Origin of the sequence: Desulfovibrio sp. Huiquan2017 (assembly GCF_017351175.1) — a bacterium.
In the GTDB taxonomy this organism is placed as follows: Bacteria; Desulfobacterota; Desulfovibrionia; order Desulfovibrionales; family Desulfovibrionaceae; genus Pseudodesulfovibrio.
Genome location: NZ_JAFMPN010000009.1, coordinates 81,812 through 101,608, shown reverse-complemented (window position 1 = coordinate 101,608; position 19,797 = coordinate 81,812). Strand labels below are relative to the sequence as shown.

Sequence of the window (19,797 nt, the reverse complement as noted above, 5' to 3'; positions counted from 1 at the left end):
GCGCCATGCCTAAGTCATTCTTGATAGATACGTCCCGCTGCACCGCGTGCCGCGGTTGTCAGATCGCCTGCAAGGAGTGGCATGAACTGCCCGCCAACAAGACGACCCAGTACCATTGGGGCAGTCACCAGAACCCGCAGGACCTGAATCCCAACAACTATAAACTCGTTCGCTTCAGCGAACACCTCGAAGACGGCGTGGTCCGCTGGAACTTTTTCCCGGATCAGTGCCGCCATTGTGAAGTCCCCCCGTGCAAGGAACTGGGTGACGTGTATGTCGAGGAGGCTATCATCCAGGACGGGAAGACCGGCGCGGTCATCTTCACGGAGAAGACCAGGAAATTCTCGGCAGAAGAGGCCGAGGAGGTCCGCGACGCATGTCCGTACAACATCCCGCGACGCAACGAGCAGACCGGGCTCATGTCCAAGTGCACCATGTGCAACGACCGCATCCATGCGGGCATGCTGCCCGCCTGCGTCAAGGTCTGTCCCACCGGGACCATGAACTTCGGCGATCGCGAGGAAATGCTTGCCCTGGGCAAGCAGCGCCTCGAACTCCTGAAGAAGAAATGGCCCAAGGCGATGCTGGCCGATCCCGACGACGTCAACGTCATCTACCTGCTCATCGACGAGCCGGTGAACTACCACGACCACGCCGTGGCCGAGGCGGACATCGGGCCCATGTCGAAAAAGCAGTTTCTCGCCACCCTGGCCAGACCTTTCAAGGCCATGAAGGCGTAACCTGAAACGACCCCTCCGCAAGGGCCGGAGCGTCACCGCGACGCTCCGGCCCGAAGCGGGGAATCTGGAGCATTTCATGAAATCGGTTTTTGACCAGAAAACTGTGGCCGCTACCCTCGACACCATCAAGCATCGCGTGCCCGCCTATGCAGAGCTGGCCGACAAGTTCCGCCCGCTCTTCGTGGAGCAGGCCCGGCTGCGCGGCGAGTTCGTGGCGGAGGAGGGGGCCTTGCCTCCCATTGACACCGCTCGCACTAATCAGGGTGTGCCCGTGTTGGTGGATGTGGATTTATCCCCCTGGGCCGGGAACATGAAGCGGTCGGCGGCTTGTCTGCTGCCCCAGCTTTTCGACGTGCTCAAGCCCGACGAGGAAGCGTGGCGCAAGCTTGAGGCCTTTCTGGACGACACCGACAATATTGTGGGGCTTGCCCAGGCTCGGATCGAAGGCAATTGGAAACATTTTGAAGACACCTCCGTACAGCTCGGCATCACACCGTATACCACGCTGCTGTATGTCGCAGAGACAGTTCTCTCGCCTGTCTTGCGCGCCTTGGTCGAGGGATTGGGCGAGCCCCTTTCCAAACTTGGCTGGGACGAGGGGTACTGCCCCGTATGCGGGGCCACGCCCTCCATCGCCCAGCTTTCCCCCAAGGAGATCACCGAGCTGGATCAGCTGGTCGGCGGCGGGGGCAAGAAGTTCCTGCATTGCTCCCTGTGCGGCCACGACTGGCGCTACAAGCGCAATGCCTGTCCGGCATGCGGCAATGACGACAACGATTCGCGCGAGGTCTTCTACATTGACGACGTCAAGTTCGAACGCATCGAGGCCTGTCACAAGTGCGGCAAGTACTGTCTGAGCATCGACATGCGTGAATGCGATCCCCTGCCGGACCTGGACGCGGTGCAGATCGGGCTGATCCACCTGGACATCTTCGCCCGGGAACATGACCTGATCCCCATTTCGCCGACCATCTGGAACAACCTGGATTAGTCGCATGGTCGCCCACACTTCGCATCTTCGAGCCGTGCCCGGCCAGTCGGAAACGGACCGTTCCGCCCGACCGGCCGAGGCTCGGCCCATGCAGTTGGCCCGTCCGGTAACCATCCAGCGGTTCGAGGACGGAAAACTGACCTTCAAGGACGACCAGATCGCCGAGGAGGCCGACATCCGGTTGACCGTCAACGGACACCGGGAGGCGGTCCTGGCCCGTACTCCGGGTGATGATCTGAACCTGGTGGCGGGCTATCTGTTCGCGCAGTCCAGGGTCATGTGCCCGGAGGACATCCACAGCATCGCCTTTTCCTACCACGGTCCGGCGCAGGTGGATGTGGTCCTTGATACCACCACGGGGGTGCGGCGCATCTATCCCTCGCCCCGGCCCGTACACATCGCGCCCGAAATGTTCTTCCTGCTGAAGGACGTTTTCGAGCGGCGGCAGAGCCTGTTCAAGAATACCGGGAGCACTCATGCAGCGGCCCTGTTTTCGGAAGAGGGGGAACTGATTTCCTACGGGGAGGATGTGGGACGGCATAACGCCTTTGACAAGGCCGTGGGCCGGGCGTTGCTTGAGGGGACCCTGAAGACGGCGACCATCGCCATGCTTTCCTCGCGTCTGGCTTTGGAGTTGGCCACCAAGGCGACCACGGCCAACATTCCGATCTTATGCGGTTTTTCGGCGGCTACCAGTTCGGCCATCACCTATGCCGAGCGCAACAACCTGAGTCTGGTGGGGCGCATCCGGGGAAATTCGTTCAACATCTACGCCAACGGCTGGCGTTTCCGCTGATCGAGAGGAGGACGGGCTGCTTTCCGTCGAGGATTCGGCGCTTGAAGGATTTGTCTGGGCTCGGCTCGGGGCCTATGCGCGTGGTCAGGATCGCGCAGGCGAAGTCCTTGTCCGGAACGCCTCCGGGGCGTCCGGCGGCCATGACCGCGATTCCGCGCCCGGCGCGTGGATGCAACCCATTTCCCGGTCTTCCTTGACGTGATCATCATCTGGGCCAACAGGTTGAATTCTTGCTTCAATCGCAAAGGCGGGGTTCAGGCAAAATCGGGTCAGGGGGGCGGGCGGAAAAATATCGGCGCAGGGAATGCCTTCCCGCGCGCCGCATCAGGCGTCCAGTGTGTTCATGAATCCGGACACGGTTCGATTGAATTCCTCGGGTTGTTCATAAAACGGCATATGGCCGCTCTTGTCCAGGATGGCGAAACGCGATTCCGGCAGGGTGGCTGCCACGTACCGCCCCGTGGACGGGCCGTAGCACATGTGCAGGGAGCGCCCGTAGACCACCAGTGCGGGCAGGGTCACCGTGGGCAGCACGGGCGTGGCGTCGAGCCGGGCATAGTCCTCATAGATGGCGGCGGCTGAAGCCGGATCGCTCTTGAGTTGTTCGGCGACCATCCAACGCAGGGCGTGTGCCGGGGCTTGGCCCGACAGGAACATGGCGTTGACGAAGCGTTCCGCGAATCCCCGGCGGTCCTCCTGCATGGCGGCCAGGTCCACCCGCATGGCCTCCTCGTTGTGGCCGTGGCACTTATGCACGTTCCATGGTGCGGGGGACATGGGATAAGGGCCGCTTTCCACCAAGCCGAGTCCGGCCAGCCGGTCCGGCCCGAACCGGCGCCAATATTCGAGGACCACGGAGCCGCCCATGGACCAGCCCACGAGCAGGATGCGGGTCAGGCCCAATGCGGTGATGACCTCGCGCACATCCGAGGCGTAGCGGGACACGGTGTGGCCGCGCGGTGTGGTCTGGGAGCGGCCGTGGCCGCGGAAATCCATGGTGATTACCTGGCAGGCGTCGGCCAACGGGGTTTGCCGACGCCAAAACAGAGAACTCATGGTCCAACCATGAAGCAGGAGCACGGGATGCCCCGTGCCGCGAATTTCCACCCACAGCCGCACGCCGTCGGTGGTCCGCACCCATCCGCCCACTTGGTTCTCGCCGGTGGTTTCCACGGCTTCGAACCGGTCCATGGACCTATTCGCCGCGAGGCTTGGGTTTGATGTCGATGACCGGCGTGCCGTCAATGGCCTCCAGGGGCTCGACAACCAGGGTCAGGGGCTCTTCCATGGCCACCAGGGTCACCCGGTGCAGGCCGATGGGGTTGGGCCTGACAGGGGAGCGGGTGGAGAACACGCCACGCAGGGGGCGGTCCTTGATGCCCCTTGGGTGGACTTTGAGCACGGACCGGTCGGATTTGTGGAACCAGGTGAAGAGTTCGAGCCGTGCGCCGGGCTTCAGCCCGTCCAGTCCCTCGGCATAGGCCGGGTCCATGACGACGCGGGCCCGCACGGCCCCGGCCTCGTCCTCCATCTTGGGGGCCGAGGCGAGGTCCTTGATGTCCGAGCGGATGGTGCCGATGATGACCAGTTCCTTGTCCATGACGCCTCCGTTTATTGGCTGAAGTGATCGAATCCGGGGTTGTTGAAGGGGGTGCCGTTGACGACGAGGCCCGGCGTCTTGGTCACCGTGCCGATTTCCACGTAGCCGGGCACGGATCGGGCTTTGCCCGCTTCGAAAGGCGAGACCGCGCCGAGCAGGGCGTAGTCTTCGCCGCCAAGCACCGCGAACTCCACCGGGTCGATCCCGGCCTTTTCGCACCAGGCGTGGATGTCGCCGTGCAGGCTCGCAGGGTCGATGGTCAGGTTCGCGCCGAGATCGGGGCCGACGAAGCGGGGCAGGTCGCGGGCCAGACCGTCGGACAGGTCCATGAGTCCATTGACCCCGGCGGCGTTGAGCAGGGTGCCGATCATGACCTTGGGCTTGGGCCGCAGATGGGCCATGACCGCCGCGGGCAGGACCTCGCGGGCCTTGATCCCTTCGGCTTCCAGGGCCATGAGTCCGGCCCGGGCCAACCCGAAGTCGCCCACGGTGAACAGGATGTCGCCGGGGGCGCAGTTGCCGCGCCTGAGAAATCCGGTGGCTCCAGGCGCGCCGAAGGCGGAGATGGACACGCCCAGGCGGTCGCAGCGGCTCAGGTCGCCGCCCGCCAGGACCATGTCGAATTGCCGGGCCAGTCCGGCCATGGACTTGAGAAATTCCTCCCAGAAGTCGTCCGGCAGGTTGGTCGGGGCCATCAGGTCCATGGTAAAGGCCACAGGTTTGGCCCCCATGGCCGCAAGATCGCTGACGTTTACGGCCAAAGCCTTGTAGCCGATGTCGGCCGCCGAGAAATAATCGCGGCGAAAGTGCTCGCCTTCGAGAAAAAGGTCCGAGGTCACGCAGTAGTCGGTGCCGCCCCGGAGTACGGCGCAGTCGTCGCCCCGGCCCAGGGCCAGGAACTCGTGGTCGCGCGGAAAGTAGTGGTCGATCCGTTCCAGAAAGTGTGCTTCGCTTCGCATAATCTATCCATACTCCATCAGAGGAATTCCAGGTAGTCCCCGATGATGACCTTGAGGCCGAAGCCGGGGAAGTTGACTCTGTACTTGTTTGATTCCAGTTGGGCGACGAGTTTGCCCTTGCCGAAAATCTTGTGCTTGCAGAAGCCGAGCTTGGACGGATCGACTTTGAGCCGCTTGGGTTCGGAGACGTCGGGCCCGCCTTCGGCCAGGACCGGATCGGGGGTGCGGACGGTCCGCCGCCGGGTTTCCAGGCCGCCGCCGTAGGACTCGTTCTGCCGCTCGAAGACCGTGTCCGGCAGCTCCTGGACAAAGGGGCTGGGCAAGGTGGGGTCGGACAGGCCGCTGGCCCGGTTGTAGACCGAGCCTGGCACGAAGAGCCTGAGATCCTCCTTGGCCCGGGTGCAGGCCACGTACATGAGGCGGCGTTCCTCCTCCAGATCTTCGGCCCGCTGCATAGCCTTGCGTGACGGGAAGCGGTCTTCCACCAGATCGATGATGATCACCGCCGCCCATTCCAAGCCCTTGGCCGAGTGGACCGTGGACAGGACCACCGCGTTCTCCTTGCGCTTCTCGTCGTCCGGGTCGCCGTCCAGGGAGAGGTCGCCGATGAATTGGTCCATGTCTTTGTAGCCCGCCGCGATCTGGCTGAGCTGTTCCAGCCCGGCCTGGCGCTTGGGGTAATCGTCCGGGTATTTTTCGATGAGGATGGGCTGGTAAAAGGCGAGCACGGCTTCCAGCACGGCGGGCGGGCGTTTCTCGCCAGCGCGCAGCCGGTCCAGTTCGGTCAGCAGCTCCTTGAGCTGTTCGTGCTTCTTGAGCATTTTGACCAGGTACTTCTTGTCGGCGTCCAGGCCCGAGTGCATGGCCTGGTAGATCTTGGCCACGGTCTTGGGCCCCACGCCCTTGATGTGCTCCATGGCCCGCTGCCAGGCGAGCAGGTCGTGGGGGTTGAGGACCAGCCGGATGTACGCGAGCACGTCCTTGACGTGGGCGGCCTCATGGAAGCGGATGCCGCCGAATTTCTGGTAGTCGATGCCGATGCGCGTCAGGGCCACTTCCAGCGGGAAGGACTGGTAGCCGGCGCGGAAGAGCACGGCCACGTCGTGGAGCATGTACTTGCGGCCCAGTTCGAGAATCTGGTCCACCACCAGCCTGGCCTGGGTCTGGTCGCTCAGGGAATGGATGACCAGAGGCAGGCGGTCGCTCTTGAGGTCCGAGTAGAGATGCTTGTCGAACTTGGTGGTGGCCCCTTTCAGGATCTCGTTGGTCAGGTCGAGGATGGGCTGCACCGAACGGTAGTTCTTCTCCAGCCGGATAATCTTCGTGCCTTCAAATATCTTTGGAAATTCCAGTATGTTGGCTACGTTTGCCCCGCGGAATGCGTAGATGGACTGGGCGTCGTCGCCCACGGCCATGACGTTGCCCTTGGTCCCGGCCAGGTGCCGGACGATGCGCGCCTGGACTAGGTTGGTATCCTGGTACTCATCGACCATGATGTAGCGGTAGCGGGCCTGTAACTGGTTGCGCAGGGGCTCGTTTCCGGCCAGTAGGGCGTCGAGGTGAAAGAGCAGGTCGTCGTAATCCACCAGGGCGTGTTCGCGCTTGAATTGGGCATAGCCGTCGGCGATCCGCTGGATGTCTTCAAGGTAGGGGCTCAGGTGGTAGGCCTCGCGCTCCATGACCGCCTCGATGGTCAGTTCCTTGTTTCGGGACTTGGTGATCATGTCTAGCAGGGTGGCCTTCTTGGGATAGGAGCGGTCCCCCTTGCCGAGCTTGAGGACGTCCCGGACCTCCTTGCATATGTTCTCGCTGTCGGCCCGGTCCATGAGGGTGAAGCCGCCGTTGAAGCCTATGTCCGTCGCGTTGCGCCGCAGCGTGGCGTAGGCGAACGAGTGGAACGTGCCCCCCGATGTGCCGTGCAGCGGGCGGCCGAGAATGGACTCGGCCCGGGCAAGCATCTCCTGGGCGGCCTTGCGGGTGAAGGTCAGGAGCAGGATCTGGGCCGGGTCTACGCCCTGGTTCACCAAGTGGGCCAGCCGGTAGACGATGGTTCGGGTCTTGCCCGATCCGGCCCCGGCGATGACCAGTACCGGTCCTTCGGTGGTGGTCACGGCCTCGCGCTGGGCCTCGTTCAGTTCGTGTTCGAAGTCGATGGTCATTTATTCCGCGATGTCGAAGTGTTGCAGGATGATACGCCCGACGTCCCGCATACGTTCGGGCCGCGCGCCGCCGGTGTCGGCGAAAATGGCTCCGTCCACCGTATGTGTCCCGGTGCGTCCATGCAAACCAAAAATATTCCGACGATCAAATTTGGCCTTGAGGTCCAGGCCGGGGTGCGCCTCGCAGACGAGATCCGGGCATTGGTCCGAAGTCGCCATCGGATAGATCTCGGTTCCTCGATGCACGGCCGCAAGGACCGGCATTCCGCCGTATTCGAGGGCCATGAGCCCGTCGGCGATGCGTTTTAGCAGTCCTTCGCGTTCTGCCGGTTCCACTCGGCCGCGCGCGAACCGGCCGCGTTCGTGCAGGTAGATGCGCCCGGGGTCCAGGGCGAACGCCTTGGATTCAGGGGTGATCCGCGAGGCGTCCCATTCGTCGCGGGGCGGGCCGGACAGGGACAGGAGTCCGGTTTCCATGAGCCAGGTGTTCAGGCAAACCTCGGTGCGCAGTTCCGTGAATCCGTGATCGGCCAGGACCAGGAGCCGCTTGGGGCCGGGGAGGGCGTCATAGCGGGTCAGGAATTGTCCGAGGGCCTGGTCCCAATCGGCCAGGAAGCGCATGCACTCGAAGTGTTCCGGGTGTTCGGTGTGGACCACCGCGTCCATGAAAAAATGGAAGAGCCGGTCCGTCTCGGTGAAGACGTGCACGAACAGGTCCCAGCCCAGATCCGGCCAGAGCATGTCCAGGGCGGTGAGCCGGGATCGGAGCGTAGCGCGCAATTCGTTCCGCAGATGGGACAGGTCGCCGCGCCCCCGGGTGGTGTCTGCTTCGAGCCGGTAGTTCGCGTCATGGAGCTTGGCGGCCAGGAATGGCGGGTAGACCGCGCCGTTCAGGTCCGGGGCCACGAACCCGGCCACGAGCATGCCCCGCAAGGGCCGGGCCGGATAGGTATTGGGCAGGTTGACGATTCGCGAGACCAGGCCGTGTTCGCCCATCCGGTCGAAGATCGTCGGGCAGGTCACGTCCGAGGCCTGGTTGACGCGCAGCTCGTAGGTCTCCGGGTCGAGGTGCGAGAAGCCGAAGATGCCGTGTCGCTCCGGCCCCTCCCCGGTGGCGAAGCTGGTCCAGTTCACCGGGGAGAGTTCGGGCAACTCGGCCTTGACCGTGGCCGCGTCCCCAACCAGCCGACGCAGGTTGGGCAGGGATGCGCCCAAGGTTCGGGCAAGGTCCAGCGGCAGGCCGTCCAAACCGAGGACGACCAGCCGGGCGCGCGGCTCGGATGGCAGGAACAAAGACATGGCCTAGAGCAGTTCCGCCTCGAATTTCTTGAGGAAGAAAGACGGGTTGTACGACATTTTCGCCTTGCGCAGGCCGGGGTCGCCCAGGTCCTGTTCGCGGTTGACCTTGGAGAATTCGGCGGCGTCGTTTTCCAGGAACATCTGGTTGATGGCCTGGTACACGCCCTTGTAGCGGATGTCGCCCTTTTCGAAATGGATGACCAGGGAATCCTCGCACAGCGGCTCGGCCACGGTGTAGGCGATGACCTTGCCGTCCACCCGGATGGTCGCGCCCATCAACCCCTTGATCTGGTCGATGTGCTGGAGCACGCGGGTGATGGCGTGGTTCTCGGCCTTGAGCGCTTCGGACGGATTGTTTTCCTCGTACCACTTGAACCATTCGTCCTGCATCTCCAGGACTTCCTCCACGCATTCGGGAGCCATGGACTCGTAGGTGTACAGATAACTTTTCTTGAACTGGTTGAGCAGGTTCTTCTTCTTGTGGAAGGCCTTGCCCTTGAGGGCGATGAGTTCCTCCACCGAGTAGACGTAGTCCCAATGCTCACGGCTTTCGGTGATGGTCATCTTGTTGCCGTAGGCGACGGACCACAGCCGGGTCAGGGCTTCGGGCACGCGGACGAACTTTTTGCCTTCGGGCATGGCCCGGCAGTCCGCCCAGTCATAGTTCTCCCACGCTCCCACGGGGGCCCAACAGATCGGTTCCGGCAGGGTCTGTCGGATGAAGCAAAGTCCCTTATGGAAGGCCCATTCCAGGCCATAGTGATCGGCCCACCCGAAGATGTTGGCAAAGGAGAAATCGCTGGTCAGCAGCTGCGGACATCCGGACAGGGCTTCGTGGTATTCGTCCTGTCGGTCCAGTGAAATGGGTTCGAACTCTAAGGTCATGGACAATCCTTATCCTTTTTGGCCGTTTCGATGCCGGATCATGGCGAAACGTTGCCAGTTCTTGAAGTTGAAGAAATAGAGCAGGGTGGACGACTGGATGATCTGTGAACAGAACATGGCGATCCAGATGCCCTCGGCCCCGTTCATGACCTCGTGCCCCAGGACGTAGGCCAGGGGCAGACGAAGGCCCCAGACGGCCCCGCCCATGATGAGCATGTTGTACAGGGTGGCCCCCGCCCCGTTGAAGGCCCCGGCCACAATCAAGCTGGTCAGGGTGAAGGGGATGGCCAGCATGTTCCACTTAAGGTAGCTGACCGCCTGGGCGGCCACGGCCGCGTCCCTGGTGAGCAGGTTCACCCATGGGTTGATGAATTGCCAGACCACCAGGGCGAAAAGTGAGATGGACACCAGCCCGAGGGCCAGGATGCGGAAGCCGAACCGTTTGGCCTCCAGGGGTTCGCGCGCGCCGAGATAGTGGCCGATGAGGATGCTCGCGGTCATGTTGAAGGCCATGGCGGGCATGAACAGCAGGGATTCGATACGCAGCCCGATGGACATGCCGGCCAGGGCGTTGACCGCGCCGCCGGGCAGACTTGCGGTGATGGCGTAGAGCACCAGGTAGCCGGATTGCCAGACGACCTGCATCAGTCCCGAGGGCCAGGCTACCTTGAACAGGTAAGGCGTGGCCCGCTTCATCCAGCGCCAGGGGGCGAAGCAGGCCGGGCACAACTGGCCCTGTTTGCCCAGGATGGCCAGATTGAAGATCGCGCCGCAGGTGACCGAACTGAAAGTGGCCCAAGCCAGCCCCGAATAACCGACTTCCGGCAGTCCGAACCAGCCCAGGCCCAGGCCCAGGTCCAGCACGGTATTGAGCGCCGTGACGATGATCATGCAGTAGAGCGGGTAGAAGACCTGCTTGCGCGCCCGGAAGATGGCGTTGGTGATGAGCAGCATGTAGTAGGGCGGCAGCAGGAGCAGGAAGACCGTCAGAAAATACCGGGTCACCGGGCGCATGGACTCCGGGATCTGCAGGGCGGAGAGGAGCAGATCCTTGAACGGCAGCCCCAGGATTAGGAATACGGCCCCGAGCAGGGCGGCCAGGATGAGGCACAAGCCCACGTAGCGCATGGCCCGTTTTTCAAGCCCGGCCCCGATGGATTGGCTGATGGCCGCCACCGCGCCGTTGGCCACGGCCATGGCCACCACCAGCAGGAAGAACAGGGACTGGGTGATGATGCCCAGCGAGGCCTGGACTTCGCGGGATATATACCCCGCGACCCAAACGTCCGTCATGCCGATGAGCACGTGGAACATGGTCATGATCAACTGGGGCCAGGCCAGTTTCCAGATGGTCCGGGTGGGAGAATGCGACATCTGCGCGGTCAGGTCGTTGTTCGGCATGGTGTGGTGTTTCGTTTCAGGCTGGCCGGGATGGTCGGCCGCTGTCTCATAATAGGTTCATATTTTTGAAAGCCAAGGGGCGGAGCCTTATTTTTTCCCGGAAGGTCTCTAAGCCGGTTGTTGCCCGGGGCGTTCCCATGTAATGTCCGGGCTCAAGTTTAAAGGGGGAGCGGTTGCGCGTTCGCGGAGCCGGACTCGAAGCGGCGGTAAGCATGAAAGGGAATATGTATATGCGGATTTTGGTGGTGGACGATTCCAGTACCATGCGGCGAATCATAAAGAACGACTTGAAGGAATTGGGTTTCCGGAACGTGATCACGGCCGATGACGGTGCTTCCGCCTGGGAAATCATCCAGCGGGACCGCATTGATCTGATCCTTTCGGACCACAAGATGCCCGGCATGACCGGGGAGGAACTGCTCGGCCTGGTTCGCAACCATCCCGAGTACAAGTGCCTGCCGTTCATCATGATCACGGCGGAGGCATTCCGCGAGAACGTTCTGAATGCTATCAAGCTCGGGGTTTCCAACTATGTGGTCAAGCCCTTCAGCTCCAGGCAGTTGGGGGAAAAGATCGAGAAGGTCTGCGGCGCGGTCTGCTGATTGGTCAGTGTTGGTGCGGCATATCCCCTTCCTCGTGCACATGGACGTGGCTGTGCGGTTTGAGTTCGCCCGCCTTGATGCGGCCGTCGCGCATGGCCAGCAGGCGCCCGGTGGTCGCGGCCAGGAAGTCCGGGTCGTGGGAGACCACCAACCGGGCCATGTCGAGCCCTTTGAGGATGTCCACGAGCCGGTCCTTGGCCTCGGGTGAGAGACCGGTGGTCGGCTCGTCCAGGACCAGGACCTCGGGGCGCATGGACAGGATGGTGGCCAAAGCGACCAACTTCTTTTCGCCGCCGGACAAGCGGTGCGGCACACGGTCCTCGAATCCGGACAGTCCCACGGTTTGCAGCGCCTCGCGGGCGCGTTCGGCGGCCTCTTCGCGGCTCAGCCCCTGGTTCAGCGGCCCGAAGGCCACGTCGTCGAGGACCGTCGGGCAGAAGAGCTGGTCGTCCGAGTGCTGGAACAGGAATCCGATCCGCAGCCGGGCGGCCTCGAATTCTTTGCCGTCGGTCATGGGGATGTCGAACAGCCTGACCTCGCCTTTGTCCGGGGTAAGCAGTCCCATGAGCACGTGCAGCATAGTGGACTTGCCCGCGCCGTTGGGCCCGAACAGGCCGAGTTGCTCGCCCGCGTGCAGGTGGAAGGTCAGTCCCTTGAGTGTCTCCTCGCGGCCGGGAAAAGCATAGCTGACGTCCTTCAGTTCGATGACGGCGTGGCTCACTACAGCCCCCCTTGGATGAAGCCCATGTAAATCAGTCCGGCGCTGAGCGCGATGCAGGCCGTGAGAAACAGATAGTCGGCGGGCCGGGTTTCGAAGGCCGTCAGACTATAAAAGCGCCCGCGAAATCCCCGGCAGAGCATGGCCCCGTGAACCCGTTCCGCACGATCCCAGCTTTTAACCAGGAGCATGCCCACCAGCCAGGCGAAGGTCCGATAGGTATGCGTGTCCGTGCGCGGCTTGAACCCGCGCGCCCGCATGGCCTGGCGCATGGTGGTGTACTCCTGGTGGATGGAAAAGATGTAGCGGTGGGTGAAGAGCAGGATGTGGCAGAGCTTGTCGGGAATGCCGAGCTGTTGCAGGGCCGGGCCCAGGTTTTGTACCGAGATGGTCCCGAGCAGGGCCATGAGGCTGATCACGATGGCGTTAGACTTGATCGTGATGAGCAGGGCGCGGTCCAGGCCTTGGATCGTGGCGTGCAACGGGCCGAGATCGAAGATCGGTTCGCCGGGCACGGTGAAGGGCAGGAAAATCCATAAAAAGGCGATGAAAAAGTTGACCACCACGAGGCGCCGGAGCACCAGCAGGGGGTTGAGCCGGGCCATCTTCATCAGGACGAGCCCGCCGACCAGGGCCAGCCAGGCGGGCCTGAGCGCGGGCAGTACGGCCACTGGCACGGTCAGGACCAGCGAAGCCAACAGGCGGATGCGCGGGTCCATGTGGTGCAGAAAGGAATCGCCCGAGGCGAAAGGCTCGGTCAGCGCGGCCACGCAAGCTCCTGTTCGTAAGGCATTTATGGGGAGTTCAATCCGGCTCTCAGGCCAATTCACAAGAGTACTGTAAAATCGGTGGCCGCGCAACCGGCACTACTTGGCAGCCAGTCCGACCTCCGGGGCGATGGCCGTGATGGAGTCGATGGCGATTTGGAGGAATTCGCCCAGCTCCAGGCCGATCTTGTCGCATTCGCGGATACAGTCGCGGTTGACGCTGGCGGCAAACGCCTTGTCCTTCATTTTCTTCTTGAGGCTTTTGGGCTGCATGCCGTCGATCTTGGTAGGCCGCACCAATGCGCCCGCGTGAACCATGCCGGTGACGGTTTCGCCGCAACGCAGGGCGTAGTCGAAGTCCGTTTCCGGGCCTTCGGCCCCGTTCATTTCGGCGGCGTGGCGGCGGATGGCGTTCAACGCTTCCTCGGGCAGTTTGCCCGCGAGCAGTTCCACGGTATCCAGGCCGTGGCGGGCGTAGGTTTCCTTGGTCACGGCGTAGTCAAGGTCGTGGAGCAGGCCGGTGATGCCCCACAGCTCCTCGTCCGTGCCCAGCTTGCGGGCCAGGCCGCGCAGGACGGCCTCGGACTCCAGGGCATGGTTGATCAGGCTGGCTTCGCTGTTGTGTTCCTTGAGCAGGGTAAAGGCTTCTTCCCGGGTTATCATGTTCGCTCCTTGGGGGTGTGAATTTAGGGAGGCAATATGCCCCAACCGGTTTGTCCGGTCCAGATACAGATGGGCGGCGCGTGGCCCGGTACAGTTATTGTCCGCCGTAGAGCCAGCAGGCGACGCGCGTGCCGTCGGGCTGTTCCATGAGTTCCGGGCGGCCGTTTCGGCATTTGTCGAAGGCCTCGGGACAGCGGGGGTGGAACGGACAGCCCGCAGGCGGGTTCATGGGGCTCGGCAGGTCGCCGGTCAAGGTAATGCGTTGGGGCCTGTCCGTGGGGTCGGGCCGGAGCACGGCGGACAGCAGGGCCTTGGTGTACGGGTGCTTGGGGGCGGCGAACAGGTCCTTGCTTTCGCCGATTTCCATGATTCGGCCGAGGTACATGACCGCCACCCGGTCGCAGATGTGGCTGACCACGGACAGGTCGTGGGAAATGAACACGTAGGTTAGGTTCAAGCGCTTCTGGAGGTCTTTGAGCAAGTCGAGGACCTGGGCCCGGACCGAGACGTCCAGGGCGGATACCGGCTCGTCGCAAACCACGAGCTTGGGGTCCAGGGCCAGACATCGGGCAACGGCCACGCGCTGGCGCTGGCCGCCGGAAAATTCGTGGGGATAGCGGTTGCCATGGTCGGGCCGCAGGCCGACCAGCTTGAGGAGTTGGGCAACCTTTTCGCGGCGTTCCTCTCGGGTGCCGATGCCATGGATATCCAGCCCTTCGCGGATGATGGAGCCGATTTTCTGGCGCGGATTCAGGGAGGAATAAGGATCCTGGAAGATCATCTGTATCTTGGAGCGCAGCTTTTTCTCGTCCCAGGCGTTGATGGAGCGGTTGCCGAAGAGAACCTCGCCGGAGGTAACCGGCGTCAGCCCCATGATGCATTTGGCCAGGGTGGACTTGCCGCATCCGGATTCGCCCACCAGCCCCAGCGTGTGACCCCGCTCCACGCTCAGGGTCACTCCGTCCACGGCGCGCACAGTGCCGGTCGTCAGCCCCATCAGCCCGCCGGAGACCCGGTAATGCTTGGTCACATCGATCAGTTCGAGCAGGGCCATGGCCTAGTCCTCGTAGAGCCAGCAGCGGACCGTGTGGTCCGGTTGCGGTTCGAACAGCGGTGGGAGCATGAGTGAGCACTTCGGGTACGCTTTGGGACAGCGCGGGTGGAACCGGCATCCCTGGGGCAGCTCGAATATGGACGGCACGATGCCGGGGATGGGACGGAGCTCCCGGGTTTCGCCCAGGGAAGGCATGGAGTCGAGCAGCCCTTGGGTGTAGGGGTGCAGCGGTTCGGCGTAGATTTCGTTCACCCCGGCCAGCTCGACGATCTTGCCCGAGTACATGACCGCCACGCGGCGGGCCATGCGGGCGACCACGCCGAGGTCGTGGGTGATGAGCATGAGCGAGCCGTTCATGCGTTCCCTGAGTTCGTCCATGAGGTCCAGGATCTGGGCCTGGATGGTTACATCCAGCGCCGTGGTCGGTTCGTCCGCGATGAGCAGATCCGGGTTGCAGGCCAGGGCCATGGCGATCATGACCCGCTGGCGCATGCCGCCGGACAGTTCGTGGGGATAGGACGTGGCGATCTTGGCCGGATTGGGGATGCCCACCAGCTTCAGGGCGTCCACGGCTTTTTCCAGGGCTTCGTGCTTGCCGAATTTCTGGTGTAGGCGCAGCGGCTCGGCGATCTGGTCGTTGATGCGGAAGACCGGGTTGAGCGCGGTCATGGGTTCCTGGAAGATCATGGAGATGGCGTTGCCCCGGATGTGCATGAGTTCGTGCTCGGACAGATCCAGGAGATCCGTGCCCCGGTACAGGATGGTCCCGTCCGTGATGCGGCCCGGCGGATCGGGTATGAGCCCGAGGATGGACAGGGCGAGCACGGTCTTGCCGCAGCCGGACTCGCCGACGATGGCCAGGGTTTCTCCTTGCATAAAGGAAAGGCTGACGTTATCCACCGCCTTGGCAATGCCCTGGGCGGAGGAAAAGCAGGTGGTCAGCCCGCGTATGTCCAGTAATGGTTTTGTCATAAGAAATTCCAAGGGTTCGCCGTTGGCCATCTATACGGCATATTGCGGCGGACGTAAACGACGGTGGGGAGGGCAAATGACACATGTGGCGATCATTGGCGGCGGCCTGGCCGGGTGCGACTGCGCCTGGCAGTTGGCCGGGGTCGGAATCTCGGTGACGCTTTTCGAAATGAAGCCGGAGAAGCGCAGCGAGGCGCACACCGAGGACGGCCTGGCCGAACTGGTCTGTTCCAATTCCTTCCGGGCCATGGGCCCGGCCGCGGCCATCGGGCTGCTCAAGGAGGAAATGGAGCGCCTCGGCAGCCTGGTCATGGAGGCGGCCTTCGCCACGCGCGTCCCGGCGGGCGGAGCCCTGGCGGTGGACCGTGCCCTGTTCTCCCAATACATTACCGGAAAAATCGAGGGCCACGAGCGGATCACCGTGGTTCGCCGGGAAGTCGTTTCCCTGGACGACGAGGCCCTTCGGGATTGCGACGCGGTGGTCGTGGCCGCCGGTCCCCTGGCCAGCCCCGAACTGACCGAGAGCCTGATGGCCGCCGTTGGCGACGAACGGCTCTATTTCTACGACGCCATCGCGCCCATCGTATCCCGCGACTCCGTGGATTTCGACAAGGCGTTCTGGGGGTCGCGCTGGAAGCCCGAGGATGACGACTATCTCAACTGCCCCATGGACGAGGCCGAATACAAGGCGTTCGTGGCCGCGCTGCTCGAAGGGGAGAAGGTCAAGCCGCGCGAGTTCGAGAAGGAGGTCCATTTCGAGGCCTGCCTGCCTGTGGAGGCCATGGCCGAGCGCGGGGAGATGACGCTGGCCTTCGGCCCGCTCAAGCCCGTGGGCTTCACGGACCCGCGTACCGGCGAGCGCCCCTTCGCCATTGTCCAGTTGCGCACCGAAAACGCGGACAAGACCGCCTTCAACCTGGTGGGCTTTCAGACCAAACTCAAGTATCCGGAGCAAAAACGTATTTTTCGCATGATCCCGGGATTGGAAAACGCCGAATTCCTGCGCCTGGGGTCCATTCACCGCAATACCTATGTCAACGCCCCCGAGGTCCTGGATGAAACCCTGCAATTGAAGAACCGGCCCGGCGTGTATCTGGCCGGACAGATCACCGGGGTGGAAGGCTATCTGGAATCCGCGGCTTGCGGGCTGTGGCTCGGGTTGTCGATGGGACGGCGGCTGCATGGCGGCGAGTTGACCGATCTGCCGGTGGAGACGGCGCTGGGCGCGCTCATGAATCACCTGCGGACCAAGCCGGACAAGCAATTTCAGCCGTCCAACGTCAATTTCGGGCTTATGCCGGGCCTTGAGGGGCGGATTAAGAAGAAATTGCGCAAGGAAGCCTACGGCAAGCGGGCCCAAGCAGCGTTTGCTGCCTGGTTGGAACGGACGGGCCTGGACGGGTGATCCCCGCCCCGGTCTGCTCTGTTTGTCCCGGGGCGGGGATCTTTCGCTGACCCCTGTGTTAGCGAAATTCGAAACGTCGGTCCGCATTCCTTCGGGCCGCCTCGGAAAATCGTTCCTGTCCCAATTCTGAGTAAGACCCGTTCCATCTCCCTGTTGATGATGGCGGCGATAAGGAATCGCAATGCGTCACACCCTTGCCAATCCGGGGGTGAAGGCGCATTTTGATTGTCGAGCGGGCGCGTTTTTCGCCCGGACCAAGGAGAAAAAATCATGAACGAAAAACACTACGGACCCCAGACCCTGGCCCTGCACGCGGGCCACACCCCGGATGCTACCGGCGCTCGCGCCGTGCCCATATATCAGACCACCGCGTACCTGTTCCGCGACACCAACCATGCGGCCGATCTGTTTTCCCTGCGGGAGCCGGGCTATATCTACACCCGATTGAACAACCCGACCACGGACGTGCTGGAGAAGCGGCTGGCCGCCCTGCACGGCGGCGCCGGTGCCATCGCCACGGCCAGCGGCATGGCCGCCATCTTCTATGCGGTCACGACCATTGTGTCCGCCGGGCAGAATATCGTCACCGGCTCCAACCTGTACGGCGGGACCCAAACCCTGTTCGAGCATACACTGAAGCGGTTCGGCATCGAAGCGCGTTTCGTGGATTCCAGCGATCCCGCCAACTTCGAAGCGGCCATCGACGAGAATACCCGGCTGGTCTATTCCGAGGCCATCGGCAATCCGCGCTGCAATGTGGACGATCTGCTCGGCATCGCCAAAGTCGCGCATGGCCACGGGCTGCTGTTCATTTTGGACGCCACAGTGGCTCCGCCGCCCATTTTCAACCCTTTCGATTTCGGCTGCGACATCGCGGTCTATTCCCTGACCAAGATCGTGGGCGGTCATGGCACGGCCATGGGCGGAGCCATTGTGGAGAAAGGCGATTTCGATTGGGCGGCCGGGGGCCGGTATCCCGAGTTGACCTCGCCGGACTCGACCTACCACGACATGAATTTGTGGGAGGCTCTGGGCGGGCCGTCGGGCGAGCCGTGCCCCGTGTTCACCACCAAGGTGCGTATAGGGCTCATGCGCGACACGGGCGCGACCATCGCGCCGCAGAATAGCTTTCTGATCCTTCAAGGGTTGGAGACCCTGCCCCTGCGCGCCCGCAGGCACTGCGAGAACGCCCGCAAGGTGGCCGAGTTTCTGGAAGGGCATTATGCGGTGGAGTGGGTCAATTACGCGGGCCTGCCAAGCCATCCCGACTTTGATCGGGCCAAGAACACCTTCCCGCTGGGCCCCGGCGCGGTCTTTGGGTTCGGGGTCAAGGGCGGGCTGGAGGCAGGCCGCAAGTTCATCGAATCCGTGGAAATCTGCTCCCACCTGGCCAATATCCTCGACGCCAAGACCCTGGTCATCCATCCTGCGTCCACCACCCACGGCCAGTCCACTCCCGAGGAGCAGGCCGCCGCGGGCGTGCCCCTGGATCTGGTGCGGATTTCCGTGGGCCTGGAGGACGCGGACGACATCATCGACGATCTGGACCGGGCCCTGACGCTGTCGCAACGCTAGCGGGGGCGAACCCTGTGAAGAGCGGTTTTGCCGCTTGATACAGATTGGGTGATTATGTACCTTGGTGCGTCATCAACACCGCACCAAGGTACACAATCATGCGCCGCTTTCCTCTTGTTGTCCTGTTCCTGTCTCTTTTCCCCTTCCTGTTCGTCGGTTGTGCTCCGGTAACGGCGCGGCCTGACGTCGATCCCGCGCTGGCCGCCCAAGAGGCGGCCATTCAAAAGCGAATGCACGTCGAGGCCCGCATGCAGAAATTCTGGCGGCTCAGCGCGGTTTCCCTACCGGTGCTTGAGCACGGGGCCGCCTTGTGTGGAGACCGGGTGACCTACTATCTGGGCATGGACACCAATTCCATAGACAACGTGCCCAAGGAGTGGCGGCAGGCCTACAAGGATACCCTGGGCCTGGATGAACATATCAAAGTGACTCGGGTCTTCGCCCGTACTCCGGCCGCCGAGGCCGGATTCCAGGCCGGAGACGTCATCCTGATGCTCAACGGGCAAAAGGTGGCGACGGGGGACAAGGCCTACGAAAAATTCAATGATCAGCTTCAGGAAGGACTGGAGACGGGCGCTCCCCTGGCCTTTTGGGTCGAACGGAACGGCGTCCCAACGGCGCTTTCCGCCACCCCCGCCAAGCGGTGCGACTACGCCGTCAGCATGTCCGACGACACCGTGGTCAATGCCTATGCCGACGGGGATTCCGTGGTCGTGACCAGAGGCATGATGAATTATATCCAGAGCGACGATGAACTGGCTCTGGTGTTGGGGCACGAAATGGGCCACAACGTGATGGGGCATATCTCCAAGCAAACGGGCAACCGCATCTTCGGTGCGGTGCTGGACGGCCTGCTTGCCGGAGTCACGGGGGTGTACACCAATAGTTTCGCCAATGCCGCCGGGATGATGTACAGCCAGGAGTTTGAGCAGGAAGCGGACTACATGGGCGTGTATTTCATGGAACGGGCCGGATACGATTCCACGGGAGCTCCGAATTTCTGGCGTCGTATGGGGGCCGACAACCCCTACGCGATCGGCCATGCCTCCACACATCCGACGTCGGCCTACCGGTATGTCTTTCTGGAGAAATGCTGCCGGGAAGTAAAGGAAAAGGAACGAGAAGGCAAGGCGCTGCTTCCCAATATGGAGGAGTTGAAAACCGCCTCGAAATAATGACAAAGGCCCGCTTCAAGCGGGCCTTTCTTTTCC

The 19,797-nt window shown here is 62.7% G+C and carries 19 protein-coding genes; 7 read left to right on the top strand and 12 right to left on the bottom strand.

All coding sequences use genetic code 11. From position 1 onward, the window contains the following. The first annotated feature begins 5 nt into the window (after positions 1 to 5). The 3 genes from J0909_RS09015 to J0909_RS09005 all read left to right on the top strand — a co-directional run bounded on the left by J0909_RS09015 (position 6) and on the right by J0909_RS09005 (position 2,527). Positions 6 to 740 carry a 4Fe-4S dicluster domain-containing protein gene (locus tag J0909_RS09015; RefSeq protein WP_207262211.1) on the top strand — a complete coding sequence of 245 codons (735 nt, stop codon included), beginning with the start codon at positions 6 to 8 and terminating at the stop codon, positions 738 to 740. A 76-nt stretch (positions 741 to 816) separates the two neighbouring features. Next, on the top strand, positions 817 to 1,731 hold the full coding sequence (locus J0909_RS09010; protein ID WP_207262209.1) for a formate dehydrogenase accessory protein FdhE: 915 nt from the start codon (positions 817 to 819) through the stop codon (positions 1,729 to 1,731). Positions 1,732 to 1,735: 4 nt separating this feature from the next. Then, a complete protein-coding gene (locus J0909_RS09005; protein WP_207262207.1) occupies positions 1,736 to 2,527 on the top strand; it encodes a formate dehydrogenase accessory sulfurtransferase FdhD in 792 nt (263 codons plus the stop codon). 324 nt (positions 2,528 to 2,851) lie between these two features. On the opposite strand, the gene J0909_RS09000 is transcribed toward J0909_RS09005, so the two are convergent. Genes J0909_RS09000 through J0909_RS08970 form a run of 7 tightly spaced genes read right to left on the bottom strand, consistent with a single transcriptional unit; the run spans position 2,852 to position 10,830 of the window. Beyond that, positions 2,852 to 3,718: an alpha/beta fold hydrolase gene (locus J0909_RS09000; RefSeq protein WP_207262206.1), complete on the bottom strand. Its 867-nt coding sequence runs from the start codon at positions 3,716 to 3,718 to the stop codon at positions 2,852 to 2,854. A 4-nt stretch (positions 3,719 to 3,722) separates the two neighbouring features. Then, a complete protein-coding gene (gene tsaA, locus J0909_RS08995) occupies positions 3,723 to 4,127 on the bottom strand; it encodes a tRNA (N6-threonylcarbamoyladenosine(37)-N6)-methyltransferase TrmO (RefSeq protein WP_207262204.1) in 405 nt (134 codons plus the stop codon). An 11-nt stretch (positions 4,128 to 4,138) separates the two neighbouring features. Further along, positions 4,139 to 5,086, bottom strand: coding sequence for a thiamine-phosphate kinase (gene thiL, locus J0909_RS08990; RefSeq protein WP_207262202.1), 948 nt, complete (start codon positions 5,084 to 5,086; stop codon positions 4,139 to 4,141). 17 nt (positions 5,087 to 5,103) lie between these two features. Next, the gene (locus tag J0909_RS08985; protein ID WP_207262200.1) at positions 5,104 to 7,245 is read right to left on the bottom strand and encodes an ATP-dependent helicase; all 2,142 of its coding nucleotides are present in this window, start codon (positions 7,243 to 7,245) and stop codon (positions 5,104 to 5,106) included. Further along, positions 7,246 to 8,544 carry an alkaline phosphatase family protein gene (locus J0909_RS08980; protein WP_207262198.1) on the bottom strand — a complete coding sequence of 433 codons (1,299 nt, stop codon included), beginning with the start codon at positions 8,542 to 8,544 and terminating at the stop codon, positions 7,246 to 7,248. Between the two features lie 3 nt (positions 8,545 to 8,547). After that, positions 8,548 to 9,429: a DUF2156 domain-containing protein gene (locus J0909_RS08975; protein ID WP_207262196.1), complete on the bottom strand. Its 882-nt coding sequence runs from the start codon at positions 9,427 to 9,429 to the stop codon at positions 8,548 to 8,550. A 9-nt stretch (positions 9,430 to 9,438) separates the two neighbouring features. Then, complete coding sequence (locus J0909_RS08970) at positions 9,439 to 10,830, bottom strand: MATE family efflux transporter (RefSeq protein WP_207262193.1); 1,392 nt, start codon at positions 10,828 to 10,830, stop codon at positions 9,439 to 9,441. A 212-nt stretch (positions 10,831 to 11,042) separates the two neighbouring features. Here J0909_RS08970 and J0909_RS08965 point away from each other — a divergent pair, with 212 nt between their 5' ends. Further along, a complete protein-coding gene (locus J0909_RS08965; protein WP_502757437.1) occupies positions 11,043 to 11,432 on the top strand; it encodes a response regulator in 390 nt (129 codons plus the stop codon). A 4-nt stretch (positions 11,433 to 11,436) separates the two neighbouring features. On the opposite strand, the gene J0909_RS08960 is transcribed toward J0909_RS08965, so the two are convergent. From J0909_RS08960 to J0909_RS08940, 5 genes are all read right to left on the bottom strand, one after another. Further along, positions 11,437 to 12,153, bottom strand: a complete 717-nt coding sequence (locus tag J0909_RS08960; RefSeq protein ID WP_207262191.1) for an energy-coupling factor ABC transporter ATP-binding protein — start codon at positions 12,151 to 12,153, stop codon at positions 11,437 to 11,439. Then, positions 12,153 to 12,920 carry a cobalt ECF transporter T component CbiQ gene (cbiQ, locus tag J0909_RS08955; protein ID WP_207262189.1) on the bottom strand — a complete coding sequence of 256 codons (768 nt, stop codon included), beginning with the start codon at positions 12,918 to 12,920 and terminating at the stop codon, positions 12,153 to 12,155. Before cbiQ ends, J0909_RS08960 begins: the two co-directional genes overlap by 1 nt. A 96-nt stretch (positions 12,921 to 13,016) precedes the next feature. Continuing rightward, positions 13,017 to 13,580, bottom strand: coding sequence for an HD domain-containing protein (locus J0909_RS08950; RefSeq protein WP_207262187.1), 564 nt, complete (start codon positions 13,578 to 13,580; stop codon positions 13,017 to 13,019). A 94-nt stretch (positions 13,581 to 13,674) separates the two neighbouring features. Continuing rightward, positions 13,675 to 14,634, bottom strand: a complete 960-nt coding sequence (locus tag J0909_RS08945) for an ABC transporter ATP-binding protein (RefSeq protein ID WP_207262185.1) — start codon at positions 14,632 to 14,634, stop codon at positions 13,675 to 13,677. A 3-nt stretch (positions 14,635 to 14,637) separates the two neighbouring features. After that, positions 14,638 to 15,606 carry an ABC transporter ATP-binding protein gene (locus tag J0909_RS08940; protein WP_207262183.1) on the bottom strand — a complete coding sequence of 323 codons (969 nt, stop codon included), beginning with the start codon at positions 15,604 to 15,606 and terminating at the stop codon, positions 14,638 to 14,640. A gap of 76 nt (positions 15,607 to 15,682) precedes the next feature. Between J0909_RS08940 and trmFO the strand changes: the two genes are divergently transcribed. The 3 genes from trmFO (at position 15,683) to J0909_RS08925 (ending at position 19,761) form a co-directional block, all read left to right on the top strand. Then, positions 15,683 to 17,011 (top strand): methylenetetrahydrofolate--tRNA-(uracil(54)-C(5))-methyltransferase (FADH(2)-oxidizing) TrmFO, encoded by a 1,329-nt coding sequence (gene trmFO / locus J0909_RS08935; protein ID WP_207262181.1) that lies wholly within the window; start codon positions 15,683 to 15,685, stop codon positions 17,009 to 17,011. 270 nt (positions 17,012 to 17,281) lie between these two features. After that, a complete protein-coding gene (locus J0909_RS08930) occupies positions 17,282 to 18,586 on the top strand; it encodes an O-acetylhomoserine aminocarboxypropyltransferase/cysteine synthase family protein (RefSeq protein ID WP_207262179.1) in 1,305 nt (434 codons plus the stop codon). 98 nt (positions 18,587 to 18,684) lie between these two features. Next, complete coding sequence (locus tag J0909_RS08925; protein WP_207262178.1) at positions 18,685 to 19,761, top strand: M48 family metallopeptidase; 1,077 nt, start codon at positions 18,685 to 18,687, stop codon at positions 19,759 to 19,761. Positions 19,762 to 19,797 lie beyond the last annotated feature (36 nt).

What these genes read in the sequence shown, in the direction of transcription:
- J0909_RS08940 (WP_207262183.1), bottom strand. Translation starts at nt 15,606, where the DNA reads ATGACAAAACCATTACTGGACATACGCGGGCTGACCACCTGCTTTTCC.
- J0909_RS09000 (WP_207262206.1), bottom strand. Translation starts at nt 3,718, where the DNA reads ATGGACCGGTTCGAAGCCGTGGAAACCACCGGCGAGAACCAAGTGGGC.
- tsaA (WP_207262204.1), bottom strand. Translation starts at nt 4,127, where the DNA reads ATGGACAAGGAACTGGTCATCATCGGCACCATCCGCTCGGACATCAAG.
- J0909_RS08945 (WP_207262185.1), bottom strand. Translation starts at nt 14,634, where the DNA reads ATGGCCCTGCTCGAACTGATCGATGTGACCAAGCATTACCGGGTCTCC.
- J0909_RS08980 (WP_207262198.1), bottom strand. Translation starts at nt 8,544, where the DNA reads ATGTCTTTGTTCCTGCCATCCGAGCCGCGCGCCCGGCTGGTCGTCCTC.
- J0909_RS08975 (WP_207262196.1), bottom strand. Translation starts at nt 9,429, where the DNA reads ATGACCTTAGAGTTCGAACCCATTTCACTGGACCGACAGGACGAATAC.
- J0909_RS08970 (WP_207262193.1), bottom strand. Translation starts at nt 10,830, where the DNA reads ATGCCGAACAACGACCTGACCGCGCAGATGTCGCATTCTCCCACCCGG.
- J0909_RS08965 (WP_502757437.1), top strand. Translation starts at nt 11,043, where the DNA reads ATGAAAGGGAATATGTATATGCGGATTTTGGTGGTGGACGATTCCAGT.
- J0909_RS09015 (WP_207262211.1), top strand. Translation starts at nt 6, where the DNA reads ATGCCTAAGTCATTCTTGATAGATACGTCCCGCTGCACCGCGTGCCGC.
- J0909_RS09005 (WP_207262207.1), top strand. Translation starts at nt 1,736, where the DNA reads ATGGTCGCCCACACTTCGCATCTTCGAGCCGTGCCCGGCCAGTCGGAA.
- J0909_RS08930 (WP_207262179.1), top strand. Translation starts at nt 17,282, where the DNA reads ATGAACGAAAAACACTACGGACCCCAGACCCTGGCCCTGCACGCGGGC.
- J0909_RS08950 (WP_207262187.1), bottom strand. Translation starts at nt 13,580, where the DNA reads ATGATAACCCGGGAAGAAGCCTTTACCCTGCTCAAGGAACACAACAGC.
- thiL (WP_207262202.1), bottom strand. Translation starts at nt 5,086, where the DNA reads ATGCGAAGCGAAGCACACTTTCTGGAACGGATCGACCACTACTTTCCG.
- J0909_RS08925 (WP_207262178.1), top strand. Translation starts at nt 18,685, where the DNA reads ATGCGCCGCTTTCCTCTTGTTGTCCTGTTCCTGTCTCTTTTCCCCTTC.
- J0909_RS08985 (WP_207262200.1), bottom strand. Translation starts at nt 7,245, where the DNA reads ATGACCATCGACTTCGAACACGAACTGAACGAGGCCCAGCGCGAGGCC.
- trmFO (WP_207262181.1), top strand. Translation starts at nt 15,683, where the DNA reads ATGACACATGTGGCGATCATTGGCGGCGGCCTGGCCGGGTGCGACTGC.
- J0909_RS09010 (WP_207262209.1), top strand. Translation starts at nt 817, where the DNA reads ATGAAATCGGTTTTTGACCAGAAAACTGTGGCCGCTACCCTCGACACC.